This window comes from Xenococcus sp. PCC 7305 (assembly GCF_000332055.1).
Taxonomy (GTDB): domain Bacteria; phylum Cyanobacteriota; class Cyanobacteriia; order Cyanobacteriales; family Xenococcaceae; genus Xenococcus.
The window spans coordinates 14,585-29,139 of sequence record NZ_ALVZ01000146.1 but is presented as its reverse complement, the minus strand read 5'-3'; the positions used below and the strand labels follow the sequence as shown (position 1 = coordinate 29,139).

Here is a 14,555-nt window from a genome sequence, read left to right as displayed (position 1 = left end):
TAAGATCATTTTTAATTTGCTTTGCGTCTTTGCTAGGTGCGCGTTCCCTTGCGGATTTCCAATTCCGCGGGGTCGCACCTCTTGGCGCGAGATGCAAAATTACACTTTAGAACGCGACTTAGTATGAGCTAAATTTATCTTAAGCGAAAATCACTTTTTTCAAAGCATTCAAAAGCAACAAAACATTTTCCGGGCGGCTGTTGTATCCCATCAAACCAACGCGCCACACCTTACCACCAAGATCGCCTAATCCACCAGCGATTTCGATATTATATTCGTTGAGTAATTTACGACAGACTGCTTTTCCATCCACTCCATCAGGAATTCTGACAGTGGTTAAAGTTGGGAGACGGGTTTCCTTGGGCACATGACATTCTAAATTCATGTCGGCTAAACCTTCCCAAAATAATTCGGCATTCTTCTGATGCCTAGCCCAACGTTCTTCTAATCCTTCTTCTGCTACCAAACGTAATGCTTCGCGGAACGCATAGTTCATATTAATAGGCGCTGTATGGTGATATACGCGATCGCTACCCCAATATTTAGTTAGCAAAGACATATCGAGATACCAGTTAGGCACTTTCGATTGACGTTTTTGGAGTTTTTCTAAGGCTCTAGCACTCATCGTAAAAGGTGAAGCCCCTGGAGGACAACTTAAACCTTTTTGACTACAACTATAGGCGAGGTCAATCCCCCATTGATCGATGAACAGAGGTACGCCCCCAAGACTTGTAACTGTGTCTACCAATAGTAAGCAACCATGTTGATGACAAAGATCAGCAACTCCTTCTAAGGGTTGACGGACTCCTGTAGAAGTCTCTGCATGAACCAAAGCTAATACTTTAGGTTTGTGGGTTTCTAAACCGGTTTTGATTTCTTCGAGCGTAAAAGCTTCACCCCAAGGCTTGTTTATTTGTTTAACATCACCACCATAACGTTCTGCCATGTCAACCAAGCGATGACCAAAATAGCCTTTAACTCCTACCAGGACAACATCTCCTGGTTCTACCGAGTTCGCGATCGTTGCTTCCATTGCAGCACTACCTGTCCCACTAACCGCAATGGTCATTTTATTCTCAGTTTGCCAAGCGTAGCGCAAAAGATTGCACAATTCATCCATCAGCTTGAGGAATGTGGGGTCAAGATGTCCCACCGGAGGCACGCCTAAAGCTCCTAAGACTCTAGGATGAACATTTGCTGGCCCTGGCCCGAGCAAAATGCGAGGAGGCATATCTAGTTGAGTTGTCTCAAGACGATAGCGATCGCTAACACTAGGACTAGTAGTTACAGATTGAGAGGTTGAAGACTTAGTGGGTATGGGTGCAACAGACATAAGTTTTGGTAATCACAAGTTTTCCTTCTAGTGTACTGCGATTTAGGTACATTAACCTAACGGATAAGGATAGTAATTGTTATTTTTGTTATTTAACTGCTTATCGCTTGTGGCTAATCGCCAAGGGATTTTAGAATAGTTTTACGAAACTCAGGGTCATTAATTACTACAATAGAAGATCTAAGAACCATAAAACTAGATGAAATCTACTATTGAATTAAATTTACCAGAATTATTTCCTTTTGAATTAGACGAGTTTCAACATCAAGCGATCGCTGCTTTGAATGCGGATAAGTCCGTAGTGGTCTGCGCCCCCACTGGTTCAGGAAAAACTTTGATTGGCGAATATGCGATTTATCGGGCTTTGGCTAGGGGAAAAAGAGTTTTTTACACCACACCATTAAAGGCTCTTTCGAATCAAAAGTTTCGAGATTTTCAAAATCAATTTGGCACTTATAATGGCGCCAGCGTAGGCTTGATTACCGGTGATATTATCATTAATGCCAACGCAGATATTATCATCATGACCACCGAAATCTTTCGGAATATGCTCTACGAAACCCCCATTGGCCAAGTGGGAACCTCGCTAGAAAATTTGGATGCAGTGGTCTTGGATGAATGTCATTATCTCGGGAATCGCGGTCGAGGTACGGTTTGGGAAGAATGCATTATCTATGCCCCTCCACAAATCCAATTGGTAGCATTATCAGCTACGGTGGGTAATCCTGAAGAATTAACGGACTGGATAGTTCAGGTGAGAAACCAGAATAATCAGCGCCAATACGATTGTCAATTAGTCAATTCTGATTTTCGTCCGGTTCCCCTGCGCTATTTCTTTTGCGATCGCAATCAGATGTATCCTTTGCTCGACAGTAAACAGACCAAACTCAATCCCAAGCTAAAATCTTTAATCCCCAAACGAGGCAGCAAAAGAAAAAGACTGAAACTCAAAGAATGCCCCAATACTTTTAGGGTATTACAAGAGCTGAAGGTTAAGGATATGCTTCCAGCGATTTATATCATCTTCAGCCGTCGAGGATGCGATCGCGCCGTGGAACAGTTAGACAATATTAGTCTGGTAAAGGCCGAGGAGGCACAGCAGATAGAAGGTTTTTTGTTGCATTTCTTTCTCGATCATAATGAAACATTACAACAAGCCTTGCTCGATCATTTCACCCAGGATAACCCCAAGCTTCATAGCTTAATCAGAGAATATTTAGCCGCGAACAACGATGCAGCGAGCAATCTTTCGAGCTATCTAACGGCTAATCCCAATCAGAAATATTTGCTATGGGAATTTCTGACCGCCCAATCACAAATCATTAAAATTGAACAGGTCGAACCTCTTTTGCGAGGTATTGCCTCCCACCATGCAGGACTATTGCCTGCCTGGAAAGAATTGGTCGAAAGATTATTTGAGCTGGGATTAGTCAAAATTGTTTTTGCCACGGCAACCCTCGCCGCAGGAATTAATATGCCTGCTCGAACCACTGTTATCTCAGCTCTGTCCAAGCGCACTGATGCCGGACATGGCATGTTGACCCCCTCAGAGTTTCTGCAAATTGCAGGTCGGGCTGGGCGTCGGGGCAAAGATCCGGTTGGTCATGTAGTGACTCTGCAAACTCCCTTTGAGGGTGCACCCGAAGCTGTCTATCTGGCGACATCTAGTCCTGAGCCTTTGATGAGTCGCTTTACGCCTTCCTATGGCATGGTGCTCAATCTGTTACAGAAACATAGTTTAAACGAAGTTAAAGAATTACTCGCAAAAAGCTTCGCAGAATATTTAGCACAAAAGAAACTAGCTCCCGAACAACAGGCGATCGCAGAAATTACGACTCAAATGGCCAAACTCGATGTTGAATTGGCCATGATTTCCCAAAGTGATTTTGCTAGCTATCAGAAAATCAAAGAACGACTCCATGAGGAAAGTCGACTATTTGATACCCTCAAGCAACAAGCAGAAGCCTCCAGAAAAAAGGAGATCAAGCCTCTAATTGCCATGCTCTCCCCTGGGCGAATTGTCGGACTCAAAGGCAAACATATTAGAGTTTCATCTCCTTTAGCGGCAGTTCTGGTCACTAAAGTTCCCGGTTCTGGGCAAGCTGACAACCTAGTCTGTTTGGGTAGTGACAATAATTGGTATGTCGCAGCAAATGCTGATATTACGGATATCAATGAAGGAGAAGTACCCCTTCAAGAACTAGAATCGGTCTTATTACCCCATTTGGAAAAACCTCGTCTTGGAAAATTACAATTAGGGGGCGAAACTAGTGCGATTGTGGCTCATAATCTCAGCAGTTATATTATTCCCCAAGCCCCGGCCCCAGAAGTTATTGAGCAACAGCAGAAAATAGAGCAGATTGAGGAACGATTAGACGCTCACCCGCTCAATCAATACAAAAACCTCAATCAATTGCTGAAAAAACAGCAAAAACGGGACTTCTTGCGGAATAAACTCCATAAAAGCCAAACAAAATACCAAAAGCATAAATTAAATCAATCCTATTATTGGGAGGATTTTCTGAATTTGATTAAAGTTTTGCAGGAATTTTCCGCCCTTGACGGCTATAACCCTACAGCGCTGGGCCAGGCCGCAGCAACTATTAGAGGGGATAATGAACTGTGGCTGGCGATCGCATTTAGATCAGGGGAACTGGATAACCTAGCACCTCATCATTTAGCCGCTGCAGTATCAGCACTCGTGACCGAAACTCCTCGGGGAGATATTTGGTGTGAATATGCCCCAGCACCAGAAGTTCTAGAAGCTTTGGGGATTCAACGTCGTCAGCCAGAACAAGAAGCTACCACTTCTACTCTGCGGGAATTACGTCCTCATCTGTTTCAGGTACAACATCGCTATGGTGTTGGTTGTCCTATTTGGCGAGAATATGAACTGGTGGGACTGGCCGAAAATTGGGCCTTGGGTGTGGAATGGAATGAGCTATGCGACAACACCAATCTGGCAGAAGGCGACATTGTGCGAATGTTGCGACGCACTATTGATGTGCTCCTGCAAATCCCCCAAATTCCTTATATTCCCAGTGGTTTAGTCAATAATGCCAGAGATGCCGTATCGGCGATGAAACGCTTCCCAATTTAGAGTTTTAAATATTGTTTTTTCTCTGCTGTTGTTGGTTGAGCTTGGCTAAACTCTGCCAGACAATTTTGTTGTCAGGGTCTAATTCAAGAGCTTTTGTGTAGGCGGCGATCGCACCCTCGATGTCCCCTGCTGTTCTCAGAATATTTCCCAGTTTTTTATAGATAGCAAAAGATGGTTTAGAGTCCAAGACAATGGCTTTTTCATAGGATGAGATCGCACCAGGAATATCTCCAGAGTTGAGTTGCGCCTGACCCAAAGCTTGGTAAGCCGAGGGGTTTTCAGGAACCAGTGCGATCGCTTGACGATAAATTGCGATCGCCTCTGCTATTTGATTGAGTTTATGCAAATTTTTGCCTAAAGACAGATAAACTCCATATTGATTTGGTTTTAATTCTAGGCAACAACGATAAGCCAGTATCGCAGCTTCAGGATTGTCTTGTTGGTGATAATTATTGCCTAATATTCGATAATCTTGGCTCATCCTCGTCTCACAAACTTCTGATTGTTCAGGATTCAGCTCTTTTGCCTTTTCGTAAGATTGAACTCCAATTTCTGGATGTCCTGTTCTGATCTGGGCTGAACCCAAATACTTATAAAAACTGGAATTATCTCGATCTAAGGTGATGGCCTTCGTATAAATTTCTATCGATTCTTCTAAGCGATCTAAGCAAGTTAAGACTAGACCCAAATCTTTGTAAAACCAAGAATTTTTTGGTTCCAGCTCAATAGCTTTGTAATAGTTAGTGGCTGCTTCAACTAAATTCTTTTGCTTGGTTTGAATCGTTGCCAGCAAAAAATAAATATCTGCATTATCAGGTTCTAATTCTAGAGCTTTTTGGTAAGCTGCGATCGCTTCTGTAAACTTGTCTTGATTAGTTAACGCAATCCCCAGATTTTGATACAGTTCAACAGGTTGATGAGAGTTTAGTTGTATCGCCTTTTGATAATTGGCGATCGCATTAACCATATCACCCCTTTCATAATAAAAATGACCTTTTTGAAGATAAAATCCAGAGTTCTTAGATTCTAATATCTTTGTCTGAGATTTCCGATCATTTAACTGTGGAGATTGTTCAACATAACCAAATTTTTCCAATGCGACTTTTCCAATCTGATGAAGCTTTGCTAGTATCTCTGGGTCTTGAGCTTGCCAACGCCCCAAAGAATTAGGTGGGGCTACTTCGGTTTGTGCAATTTGCTCAATGTCATCTGTTAACCCAAAGAACTTAAAAATACGTTCAATCGTGGGAATTGGCTGCAAACAGAGATCTTCAAAGCGAATCCGCAAATACTGATCGGGCAAATATTTCTCCCCATATTCTGCTGTTAAAAGATTAAGCTTACTCCATAGAGCGATTGATTGTAACGGGTTACTCAAATAAAGTTCTTCCACATTTAGAACCACAGGACCTAGATACCTTAATTGATTTTGGTTGTTAGAGTAAGCCATATCTCTACCATCACGAATCAGATGTAAACATTTCATCTGGGGAAACTGACTATGTAAAAAAGGTATGCTAAAAATACTGGGAGGGACTTTCCAACCCCAGGATTGAAGCATTTGAGTTGAATGCAAACCTGCCAAAAGTTTTGTCAAACCGTTTTCCAGTTTTTGAACCATCTGAGCGTATAGTTCAGTTGGCATCGGTTTTTGCCAGTGGGCAATCATTCTTCCTGTTGAAAAGCCACCTAATATATCTAGGGAATCTTCAGATTCATTACAATTATTACCAAGAAATAGGCCGCCTTGTTTAACAATTTTAGCCACAACACGAGTTCCCGAACCTCCAGTGGCCCCAATAAAATTGGGACCCAAGTTCTCAAGTTGAGGATAGGGAAATCTCAGTTTTCTAGAGCGGCTTTTTATCAAAGGGAATCCATGTTCTGCTACTTCCATCAAGGATTCACGATTGGGAGATTTTACTTCTACTTCAATTATCGTAGTTTCCGAACCTTTGTCTTTAAACCAAGTAACACCTTCTTCGAGCAAATCTAATTCTAATTGATAAGAGCCTGGCTTTTGTGGCGGGATAGCTTTTAATTTCAAACTGGCAGTAGCTCCTGGCAAGATATCTTGGTAAAGATTAGCTATACCATCAAACCAACAAATAACTTTACCGTTGGAGTCTAACCAATGATTTCCTAGTCTGATTCCACTACTATCAGTTGCCTTCCAGGTAATAGAACTGATATTTGTAACGCTAAATGAAACTATTAATGGTTCTTCAGTAGTTACTTCTAATAAATCTAGTGACTTTTTAGGAACTATTTTTGCTTGATAGGCGGCTAACGGCAATATTTGATATTTTTCCTGAGAAAGCTTATTCGCAACCGATGCTGACTGAGCTTTATCGATCTCAGTATTTAATTTATCAGCAAGTATTTGGATGTTCGGCTCACTAAAAAATCGCCCATGTTCCCCAGGAAAGATATTTAAGGAGAATTCTCCTGTATAAAACTTGCGATAACCTAATTGGGGATTCCGAAATTTTTTGTAAGGATTAAAGCGACTCCCGCGACCGAAAAATAGAGCTACTCTACCTGAATAGACTTCAGGAATAAATCGTTCCATTAAACAGAGTAAAGTTATAGTCTTACCTTGCTTCTGAAGTTGTTGGGAAATTTCAAAAATAATGCTGGCACTTTGACAATTGCCACCCAAGAGATAGGTGCCATGGGGCTGAATCGCCAGAATTTCCGAAACATATTGAGCTGCGATCGCCCTAATATTATCTGGAGTGTATTTTGCTATTAGGTGAGCTGAGCGCATCCCATAGGTGGGTTGCTCGGCTCCTAAATACTTAGATAATTGGGATAATTCCCTAAAACCTTGTAAGCACCAGAAAAGTGGCTGCTTAGTCCCCTTGGTATTCATCCCAATGACCAAAGAGTTTGGGTTAACTCTGGTTCCTGGCCATCCCGAGGTATAGGCGAGTAGTTGATGGTATATTTCATTTGTTAGAGCTGGGTGTTTTAATGATGGGAAAAAGTTAGAAATTGCTGCTGGTTCTTGGTCAAGAAGCTTAGCCAGTTCAGCGATGGTACTTAGCTGCGCAAAAAGATTTAACGGTAGTTTTTGGTTGAATGTCTTCTCAATTTCTGTGACTAAACGAACAGCGAGGAGGGAATGTCCACCAAGAGCGAAAAAATTATCGTAGATCCCAATCTCTTGCTCTAACCATAATATTTTTGTCCAAATTTCTGCTAGTTTTTTTTCTGTGGAAGTGCGAGGAGCGATATATTCTTGTGCTGATTGCTGTCTAATTTGGTAATAAGTATTTAAAGCATTATTATCTACTTTTCCCTCAGGAGTTAAAGGGATTGCTTCGATGAGAATCAAAGCCGAAGGAACTAGGTAATTAGGTAGCTGTTGTTTGAGGCAAGAGCGTAGTTCATCTGATTTGAGAACTTGCTTTTGAGAGGGAATAACATAAGCAACAAGCTGCTTTTCTGTTTGTGTATCTTCTTGAATTAAAACTATGCTGTCTTCTATCTGGGAATGTTGTGTTAATACTTTGGTTATTTTTGAGGTGTCAATAGAGAATTCTTGTTGTAGTGAGGGTAATTCTTCTAGACAAATATTGGGGTTGGCAACTACAGTTTCTAGTAGAGTTTGAAAATTCTCTAGCATCTGAGTGATAGTAGTTGCGGTGAAAAGATCGGTCTTATATTTTAATCCTGCCTTTAGTTGTCCATCCTTTTCTTTCATAGACAAATATAAATCAAAATTTACGGTCTTTTCTGATTTTTTGGTTACATTACTGGCTTTGTGAACAGTTGACTGGTTTAATTTCTTGCCAGGAATATTCTGCAAGCCGAACATACATCTCCAGAGAGGAATATTGGCTAGATTGGGCAAGTCTGAAAGTTTGTCGAGGGGAAAATCTTGATAGTTATTCGCTTCGAGAACAACCTGACTAACACGACTTAGTATTTGCTTAAAACTAGGATTACCTGTCAAATTAGTACGCAATGCCAAAATACTATTGAAATAGCCAATCAGTTTTTTGGTTTCAACTCGATTACGATTGGCATTCGGAGAAGAGAGAATGAGGTCAGTTTGTCCTGTATAGCAATAGAGCAAAACTTGAAAAGCTGCTAGAAGAGTCACAAAAAGAGAAATATTTTCCTGACGAGTTAGCGCTTTAAGATTTTGAGTAAGTTCTGGGGAGAATATTAACTTCTGGCTGGCACCGCGATCGCTAGTAGCATTAGTTCTGGGATAATCAATTGGCAACTTGAGAGGGCTAATTTTCCCACTAAATTTTTGTCTCCAATAATCAAGCTGATTTTCTAACACTTCACCCTGTAGCCAAGCTCTTTGAGCCTGAGCAAAATCTGCATATTGAATTGGCAAGGGTCGAAGCGGTGAAGGTTTGCCTGTGGAGAAAGCTTCGTAGAGTGCTAATAATTCTTTTTTGAAGATACGACCAGACCAAGCATCGAAAATAATATGATGAATTCGCGCTGATAGTGAATATGATTCTTCCTCCAAGCGCAGCAGTTGGAAACGCCACAATCCTGCTTGAGTGAGATCGAAAGGCTTTTTCTTATCCTCAGCAATTATTCTTTTAGCTTCTTTTTGGCGTTTCTTTTCAGGTAATGCTCGCAGATCTATCAGCTTTAAATTAACTTCGATGGCAGGACTGATAACCTGAACTGGATTATTGTCTACAGATTGGAATGCAGTACGCAAAATTTCATGGCGTTGAATAATTTCTCTAAGACTTCGCTCTAAAGCTGTGACATTAATTGCACTATCGAATTTGATACTACAACTCATGCTATGAATAGAAGTACCTGATTGCAGTTGTTCAATAAACCAGAGTCTTTCTTGATTAAAAGACAAGGGAAGATTAACATTACGTGAGGCTAATGAAATAGGAAAAGATTGATGTTTATATCTTACATTTGCTCTAATACTTTTCCATAAATTAGGTATTTTTTTTTGTGAGTCAGCTTTGTTTTTATTATTATCTGTGGGCGACGTTTCCATTTGTAAGTAATTTATATTTGAGAATTTTTAAAAATTATATCCAAAATATTCAATATCTTTTTTGTACAAATCAGCTACTAGATCTTTGGTTTCATCATCATAGTATTCACTATAATGCTTTTTCTTTTTAGTCGTAGGATTAACGTTTTTAAAAGTTTTGTATTCTCGGTTTATTTTCTGACAAATAAACTTTAAATCTTCTTCTAGATTTTCATATTTACCTATAAAGTTTGGATAATCATTAATAGTATCCATTTGGGGTTGAATAGCAATCTTAAATGCAGGATTTATACGTCTATATTTTTTGAATTCATCTAGTCTATTGAGCCATTCTTTAAAAGTAATTATTCTCTCTTCTGGATGAATTGATAGTCGGCGCGAATTTCTCGGTTCATTGCGAAACATATAGTAGGACAAAATTCTGTCCCAAGGATTTCTGACGAAAGTGAAGACAAAATAATCTTGAGGTATTTCTTCTGGCACAACATGATGCTGAGTTTCGCCGATCAAAGTATAGTTATTTGCCAAGCGTCTTCCCAAAATGCCTGCTCTTAACCCCAAAGCTACCTGAATGCTAGTTCCCGCAGTTTTTGGAATATGTAAAAACACATATTTATATTGATGTGAAATAATCATTTATCTCTCCTTAGCAGCAAGACTCTCAGTATCTTGAAAAGGACTCAAAGCCCCATACCAGCTTTTAATCATTTTATAAATATAGGGTTTCTCAAATCCAGAACCATGAAAGATAAAAGCATCTTCTGGTTCAAAAGGCTTATTAGTCAAACTCTTGAGGGAGCCGACATAATTAAATCTAAATCCCAAATTTTTGATTTCGATATTCTTGATGATTCTCCAAGCATTTAGCATAGGCGTATCCAACCAGACAAAATTGTGAGATATTGCACCATCAGCTTGTTCTGCGGGAAAATCTCTAATCTTTTTGGGGGGAATAAAAAGTTTCTTTTGAGGTTGCGACACAACCATCATGCCGCCATTAAACCAATTCTCAGAATTTCCTGGATATTTTGCACCATAAAAATTGCAGGCTTTTTGGAAAGTAAAACTTCTGTCGTAGCAAGGCGCATTTTCGCAGACCACACCCAAGCGATTTTCTGGAACTAGTTCAAATAGATTCGGACATTGGGGATGAATCACAATATCGCCGTCAAAAAAGATGATTCTGTCATAAATTGATAGATAATTATAGATCTGAAATTTTTCTAAATTATATCCAGTAGTAAATTCTGATGAATTGGGAATTTTTCTCTCGGTTATCTTAATAAAATCGGCTCCTATCTTGTCGGCGTAATTTCTCATGATGGCATGAGTCCTTTTCCAAAATCTTTGGTATCCGATCGCTAAAGTTATAACAGCATATTTACTCATAGTTGATTTTTAAAATTCATATTTAAAATATTCAATGTCTTTTCGAAACCGTTGGCAGACTATTTCTTGAGTTTGAGCATCGTAGTATTCTCTATAGGATTTATGTCTAGACTTAACCTTGTGAGGTAATATTTTTCTAGGAATTTGCAGAGCATCACAAACGAGCTCAAAGTCTGATTGCAAAGTTTCGTATCTACCAATAAAGTCTATGGCTATCTTGCCATTATGATCGCTTATCCAGTCTAATTGATTTGACATTCTAAAGCTTCGAGAAGATTTACCTTGGTGTTTAGTAAATTCTAGATTATGCATCTCAGTTGTTATAAATTCTTTGAATGATGGCTTTTTGTTACTAGGTAACAAGTCAAACCTTCTGTAACGGTGAAAATGGTAAAAAGACACCATTTTATCCCAAGGGTTTCTTACGAAAGTAAACTTAAAAAAATCTTGGTAGTTAACTTTATAATCTCTTAGAATACGATGGCCTGTCTCTTGTAAGTCTTCAACTGATTCATTAATACAAGATTGAATACTCGTGCCAGCAGTCTTATTAATTTTAATAAAAATAAACTTATTCCGATAAGAAATTGGCATTAGTTCTCTCCAAATTTATAGTCAAAATAATCGATATCTTTTTGAAATAATCTTGCTACAAGATGTTGATCTTGCTCGGAATAATATTCTGTATAATGCTTTCTTTTTCGAGAAATTCTCTTTTCATTTCCCAGCTTTAAAGTTCCTATGTGAAGCTGATCACAAACATACTGAAAATCCTGCTCAATATTCTCATATCTGCCCATAAAATCCAAATCATACTTGCCATCAATATGAGTATATAAATGTAATTGATCTGCCTTCCAGATTTCAAATTGATATTCTTGCCATAACCATTGATGGAAATCGTCAAAATCATGTTTATGAATATGTTTATTCCAAAAAAATTTCGAGACAACTAAATCCCAAGGGTTTCTGATAAAAGCAAATTTAAAAAAATTGTTGTACTCATCTTTTAATGTAGACTTTAGTTTCTTTAGAGGAATATGGGACGTAATATGTCTTTTTAGGGGCGGCTCAAGAAGCTTTTGTTTATTTTTTAATAAGTTGTAGCTTATTTGATGCTTTCTTTTTTGATCGAGAATTGAATAATTGCTGCTGAGAAGTCCTGTAACTAAATCAGTCTTGTCACAAACTTTAGCAAGAGCAGCTTGAATACTGGAACCAGCAGTTTTTTTTGACTTTATAAAAATAAATTTATGCTTTCTAGATATAATCATAAGTCTTAAATTAATAAGTAAGTTTAATGTTTTATACAGTTAATACTTGATTTGCATAAAGCTTTTGATATAAGCTCAAGTATTTATCTGCCATCTGCTGAGCATCAAAATCTTTTTCCACTCTGCTTCTGGCTGCTCTACTTATTTGAATTCTTTGTTCTACAGTCATCTCTAATACTGATTCGATAGCAGTTACTAGTTGCCCGCGATCGCCGAGCTCATAGAATATAGCTTCTAAATCTGCTCTAGCTATCTCACTCATTACAGGAAGATTTGGCACAATAGAAATAACCCCCAAAGCCATAGCTTCTAAGACAGTATTTGGTAGTCCCTCATGGCAAGAAGTCATAATCAAGACGCTGCTCGATTTCACCCAATCCCAAGGTTTTGGTTTATAGCCCAAAAAACTAACGGACTGAGATATGCCTAGTTTTGCAACCTGAGTTACGCATTCTTCTCGTAAGCTACCATCCCCAATAATTGATAAGCGACAATGAGGATATTTATGAATCAATTCGGCGAACCCATCAATCAAAAGCAAAGGATCTTTTTGTGGTTCTAATCTACCGACAAAGACAAATTCCCAAGGGCTTGGGCTTGGTAAATTACCGTCAAAGTAATACTGATTAAGCATTACACCATTGTGGATCACTTGTAGGCGATGATGCGGAATGTTTTCCACTTTATGGGCATATTGCTTAACAGCTTCGGAAACACAGACGACAGCATCAGTGATTTTTGCCAGACGATGCTTCATCTTTTTCTGTCTGCCTATTTCGCCGAGGTTTACATTGTTTTCTCGAACAACTATTACGGGAACCCCAGCTTTTTGTGCCGCTAATCTTCCTAAGGTATCCCCCCAGAAAGCATTGGTTTGAACTATGTCTGGCTTAATTTGCTTAAGAGTGTTGATCATCCATTGAGTAACCTCTAAGGAATTGCCTTCTTCCTCTTGGTTATGAGTTAACCGACTAAAGACAGTAACACCTAAATCTTGAAAAAACTGTTTGTCCGATTCTTGCGCTTTATATGACAAAATTATTGTTTTAACCGCATTACGAGGAAGACATCTCACTAAATTTTGTAAAAACCTACCAACTCCTCCCATAATATTAATGTCAAGTTCAGGGATAATATGGGCAACTGTTAGTACTTTAGACATTAATTATTTTTTTGCTTACTAGAAACTATATTTGCCAGAATATTTAAAGTCTCGAAATTCTCTGGAGTCAATTCATCATCGATAAACTCAATCTTGAAATGTTCTTCTACTAAATAAATCAGTTCTACGATCGCCAGAGAATCAACTCCCATATCACTTTCTAGTAAATTGGCATTCTCATCAATCTCCTCTACTTTCAGATTGAGATCCAATTCACTCGCCATTATTTCTTTTAGTTGACTCACTATGGTATCAGAGATAGTTAGATTAGACATAGCTGAACTTAATATGTTTGTTGCGAACCTTAAATAACAATTTCTCGTTCGGAAAATACCGAGAAAAGACAGCCAACAGGCTAACCGCAGACTTTGTTTAATAGTTGAATATTTTAAGAAAACTTAACGAATAAGCAACTTACTATTTTCTGGCTTCCAGAAACTCGGGCAAGAACCGCAAAGATCTGATATCTTATACATAATCATTATGAGTATGAGTAAGTAAATGAAAATAGTAGGAATTATCGGCAGTCTGCGTCAAGGTTCTTATAGTGAGATGGCCTTAAGACTTGCAGCTAGTAAGGTTGAAGCTTTGGGTGCATCAGTAGAGATTCTCGATCTTAAACAAATGCAATTACCTTTTTGTAATGGTGGGGATGAATATCCCGATTATCCTGATGTGGAGATCTTAAAAGCCAAAGTTAAAGAGGCCGATGGTTTAATCTTAGCTACTCCCGAATATCACGGCAGCGTGAGTGGGGTCATGAAAAATGCCTTGGATTTGATGAGTTTCGAGCATTTGTCGGGCAAAGTAACAGGAATGATCAGTGTTTTAGGCGGGCAATCTAACAGTAATGCCCTGAATGAACTGAGAATTATTATGCGCTGGGTACATGCTTGGGTCATTCCTGAGCAAATCGCGATCGGACAGGCTTGGAAAGCTTTTGATAAAGCAGGAAAATTAACTGATGAAAAACTGGCAGAAAGAGTTGATGCTTTTGCTCTTAGTTTAGTGGAAAACACCAAGAAACTTCGATTTTAAAGCGGCAGTCAAAAGTTCACCCTACAAGAATTTATGCAACCTGAGTTCGATAAGTACAAAATTTACTAGTTCTGAGGGGATTTAGGGATTTGGGGGTCTAGGGAACAGCCTATTAATTCGTGGTTCAACTTGGGAAATTTAATCAAAAGAAAAATTCGTCGAACTGACGTTATGCAACAAATATGTAACAAAAAATTGGCGTTTGAGCTTTTGTCAAGCTATATTAAGGCGTTTGGATTGTATATGCTGCTCAACTGTTAGCT

The 14,555-nt window shown here is 38.9% G+C and carries 10 protein-coding genes; 2 read left to right on the top strand and 8 right to left on the bottom strand.

The window, feature by feature from the left end:
- Positions 1-139 precede the first annotated feature (139 nt).
- Positions 140-1,333, bottom strand: coding sequence for an alanine--glyoxylate aminotransferase family protein (locus XEN7305_RS08605; RefSeq protein ID WP_006509007.1), 1,194 nt, complete (start codon positions 1,331-1,333; stop codon positions 140-142).
- 199 nt (positions 1,334-1,532) lie between these two features.
- Here XEN7305_RS08605 and XEN7305_RS08600 point away from each other — a divergent pair, with 199 nt between their 5' ends.
- A complete protein-coding gene (locus tag XEN7305_RS08600) occupies positions 1,533-4,433 on the top strand; it encodes an RNA helicase (RefSeq protein WP_006509006.1) in 2,901 nt (966 codons plus the stop codon).
- 4 nt (positions 4,434-4,437) lie between these two features.
- On the opposite strand, the gene XEN7305_RS26535 is transcribed toward XEN7305_RS08600, so the two are convergent.
- Genes XEN7305_RS26535 through XEN7305_RS08565 form a run of 7 tightly spaced genes read right to left on the bottom strand, consistent with a single transcriptional unit; the run spans position 4,438 to position 13,529 of the window.
- On the bottom strand, positions 4,438-9,429 hold the full coding sequence (locus tag XEN7305_RS26535) for a condensation domain-containing protein (RefSeq protein WP_006509005.1): 4,992 nt from the start codon (positions 9,427-9,429) through the stop codon (positions 4,438-4,440).
- A 27-nt stretch (positions 9,430-9,456) separates the two neighbouring features.
- Positions 9,457-10,065, bottom strand: a complete 609-nt coding sequence (locus tag XEN7305_RS08590; RefSeq protein WP_006509004.1) for a sulfotransferase family 2 domain-containing protein — start codon at positions 10,063-10,065, stop codon at positions 9,457-9,459.
- Positions 10,066-10,818 (bottom strand): LPS glycosyltransferase, encoded by a 753-nt coding sequence (locus tag XEN7305_RS08585; RefSeq protein ID WP_006509003.1) that lies wholly within the window; start codon positions 10,816-10,818, stop codon positions 10,066-10,068. It abuts the gene before it with no gap.
- 9 nt (positions 10,819-10,827) lie between these two features.
- On the bottom strand, positions 10,828-11,412 hold the full coding sequence (locus tag XEN7305_RS08580; protein WP_006509002.1) for a sulfotransferase family 2 domain-containing protein: 585 nt from the start codon (positions 11,410-11,412) through the stop codon (positions 10,828-10,830).
- Positions 11,412-12,092, bottom strand: coding sequence for a sulfotransferase family 2 domain-containing protein (locus tag XEN7305_RS08575; RefSeq protein WP_006509001.1), 681 nt, complete (start codon positions 12,090-12,092; stop codon positions 11,412-11,414). The genes XEN7305_RS08580 and XEN7305_RS08575 overlap by 1 nt, the downstream gene beginning before the upstream one ends.
- Before the next feature lie 31 nt (positions 12,093-12,123).
- Positions 12,124-13,254: a glycosyltransferase family 4 protein gene (locus tag XEN7305_RS08570; protein WP_006509000.1), complete on the bottom strand. Its 1,131-nt coding sequence runs from the start codon at positions 13,252-13,254 to the stop codon at positions 12,124-12,126.
- Positions 13,254-13,529 (bottom strand): acyl carrier protein, encoded by a 276-nt coding sequence (locus XEN7305_RS08565; protein ID WP_006508999.1) that lies wholly within the window; start codon positions 13,527-13,529, stop codon positions 13,254-13,256. The genes XEN7305_RS08570 and XEN7305_RS08565 overlap by 1 nt, the downstream gene beginning before the upstream one ends.
- A gap of 226 nt (positions 13,530-13,755) precedes the next feature.
- On the opposite strand from XEN7305_RS08565, the gene XEN7305_RS08560 reads away from it, so the two are divergent.
- The gene (locus XEN7305_RS08560; RefSeq protein WP_006508998.1) at positions 13,756-14,292 is read left to right on the top strand and encodes an NADPH-dependent FMN reductase; all 537 of its coding nucleotides are present in this window, start codon (positions 13,756-13,758) and stop codon (positions 14,290-14,292) included.
- Positions 14,293-14,555 lie beyond the last annotated feature (263 nt).

What these genes read in the sequence shown, in the direction of transcription:
- XEN7305_RS08560 (WP_006508998.1), top strand. Translation starts at nt 13,756, where the DNA reads ATGAAAATAGTAGGAATTATCGGCAGTCTGCGTCAAGGTTCTTATAGT.
- XEN7305_RS26535 (WP_006509005.1), bottom strand. Translation starts at nt 9,429, where the DNA reads ATGGAAACGTCGCCCACAGATAATAATAAAAACAAAGCTGACTCACAA.
- XEN7305_RS08575 (WP_006509001.1), bottom strand. Translation starts at nt 12,092, where the DNA reads ATGATTATATCTAGAAAGCATAAATTTATTTTTATAAAGTCAAAAAAA.
- XEN7305_RS08600 (WP_006509006.1), top strand. Translation starts at nt 1,533, where the DNA reads ATGAAATCTACTATTGAATTAAATTTACCAGAATTATTTCCTTTTGAA.
- XEN7305_RS08605 (WP_006509007.1), bottom strand. Translation starts at nt 1,333, where the DNA reads ATGTCTGTTGCACCCATACCCACTAAGTCTTCAACCTCTCAATCTGTA.
- XEN7305_RS08580 (WP_006509002.1), bottom strand. Translation starts at nt 11,412, where the DNA reads ATGCCAATTTCTTATCGGAATAAGTTTATTTTTATTAAAATTAATAAG.
- XEN7305_RS08585 (WP_006509003.1), bottom strand. Translation starts at nt 10,818, where the DNA reads ATGAGTAAATATGCTGTTATAACTTTAGCGATCGGATACCAAAGATTT.
- XEN7305_RS08570 (WP_006509000.1), bottom strand. Translation starts at nt 13,254, where the DNA reads ATGTCTAAAGTACTAACAGTTGCCCATATTATCCCTGAACTTGACATT.
- XEN7305_RS08565 (WP_006508999.1), bottom strand. Translation starts at nt 13,529, where the DNA reads ATGTCTAATCTAACTATCTCTGATACCATAGTGAGTCAACTAAAAGAA.
- XEN7305_RS08590 (WP_006509004.1), bottom strand. Translation starts at nt 10,065, where the DNA reads ATGATTATTTCACATCAATATAAATATGTGTTTTTACATATTCCAAAA.